This window comes from Salinimicrobium maris (assembly GCF_049680855.1).
Taxonomy (GTDB): Bacteria; Bacteroidota; Bacteroidia; order Flavobacteriales; family Flavobacteriaceae; genus Salinimicrobium.
The window spans coordinates 1-1,778 of sequence record NZ_JBMPGS010000011.1; the positions used below are offsets into that span (position 1 = coordinate 1).

General features: G+C 40.4%; 2 protein-coding genes. One reads left to right on the top strand and one right to left on the bottom strand.

Annotation, left to right across the window (positions count from 1 at the left end; genetic code table 11):
- Positions 1-1,164, top strand: a 1,164-nt coding sequence (locus tag ACOV1Q_RS15825) for a TonB-dependent receptor domain-containing protein (RefSeq protein ID WP_424495376.1), incomplete at its 5' end; no start/stop codon positions are given.
- An 80-nt stretch (positions 1,165-1,244) separates the two neighbouring features.
- Here the strand turns inward: ACOV1Q_RS15825 and ACOV1Q_RS15830 are convergent.
- Positions 1,245-1,778, bottom strand: a 534-nt coding sequence (locus ACOV1Q_RS15830; RefSeq protein WP_424495377.1) for a TonB-dependent receptor domain-containing protein, incomplete at its 5' end; no start/stop codon positions are given.

Here is a 1,778-nt window from a genome sequence, read left to right on the forward strand (position 1 = left end):
AGCATACAGCATGTTATGGATGATTCAAAACGGCCAGATGTTCCAATACGAATGGATATGCCCGGCTGGAGTGACACCTATGGTTTCTATTCCAAAGCAAGCGGGACATTCCAAAATCATAAAATAAAGCTTAACCTGAACGGCTTTTACAATAAATCTTTGGCAGAAATGACAATGTACCCAAACAATCCCTCAGAAAAAGAGATGTTTATGTACACCTGGCCCGATGTACGCACGCTCTACAACGGGATCTATATGGAAGATCAATTCCCCATACACCATAGAGCAAATATCAAACTTACCGCAAATCTGGGTTCGCACACCAACAAGGTTAAAAACCATACAGGGCTGCAGAGTTTAAGAATCTTTTATCCTGAAATGGAAGCAAGGAACCACAGGATTTTACCGGGTGCTTCTACAAGTCTGCAGCTTCAGAAGAGCAATTTGAGTTATAACATAGGTTTTGGATATGGAGAACGTGCGCCTTCGGTTTCTGAAGGATATGGCTTCTACTTGTTCAATAGTTTTGATGGCTTTGATTATATAGGAAATCCAAACCTAAACAATGAAAAATCTTTCGAGCTCAACGCTGCCATGAGCCTCAAAAATGACAAATGGAACGCAAGTTTTTCGGGTTCATATTTTCATATAAGAGATTACATTATAGGTAAGCCAGATAATAGCCTTAGCCCTATGACCATTGGCGCCAACGGAGTAAAGATTTATGAGCAACTCAAATACGCCTCTTTATTTAATAGCAGTCTTGACCTCAATTATTTTGTTAATGAAAATTGGACCCTAAGTGGAAATCTGGTGTATAACTATGGGCGCGATTTTGAAAACCGAAATCTTCCTTTAGTGCAGCCTTTCACTTATTTTTCATTTTTACAATTCAAAAAGGGCTTTTTTTCAGTAGAAGGTTCTGTGGAGGGCGCTTTGAAACAGCGTAACTTTAGTCCGGAGTTTGGTGAAAATTCTACTCCGGCTTATACAATATTGAATTTATCGGCTGCTCACATGTATTATTTTGGCGAACAAAAACTGACCGTAAAAATTGGTGCGGAAAACATTTTTGACACTTATTATTCTACTTTTTCTGACTGGAACAACATTCCCCGAAGAGGGCGAAATCTGTTTTTGAACCTCAATTATATCATTCTCTAAATCGTCGGAAATAAGCTTGAAAAATGGCATTTTCCGAAGAAAATTTGCTGGAAAATTTGCCATTTTTCTGTTTCCGAAGCTTAGAAAAAATAAGTAACGATTCCTCTTAAGAAAAAGGGCGTTCCCGGCGTAAAATGAATTTCCTCAACGGCTTCTGTTTCAAATGAAAGCCGTGATTCTGTTGCAAACTGGGTTTCATTCCACTCGGTGTCAAAAAGATTCTGAATATTGATCCCAAAATGCCATTTTTGAAGCTCATAGCCCAGGTTAAAATCAAAAACCGTATATCCTTCTGCAACGATCGAATTGTCTTCGTTGGCAGGTCGCGCCGAAAGATGTCGCATGGAAATCCCGGAGTAAATTCCTGAAGGTAAATTTGCGTTGAGGCCTCCTGTGAGGGTGAAATCTGGTGCGAGCGGGATGAAATCATTTCCTTCTGGCTCCTCCAACGACCTGGCAAATGCGTAGGTGGCATCCAAATTCCCGTACAACCAGCTCAAAGGTTGGTATTGCAGACTTAGGTCAATTCCTTTACGTTCGGTTTTACCGCTGGGTTCCACAATGCCTGCATCTCCAACATACACAAATTCCTGTTCGAGGAAAAGGTACCAAAA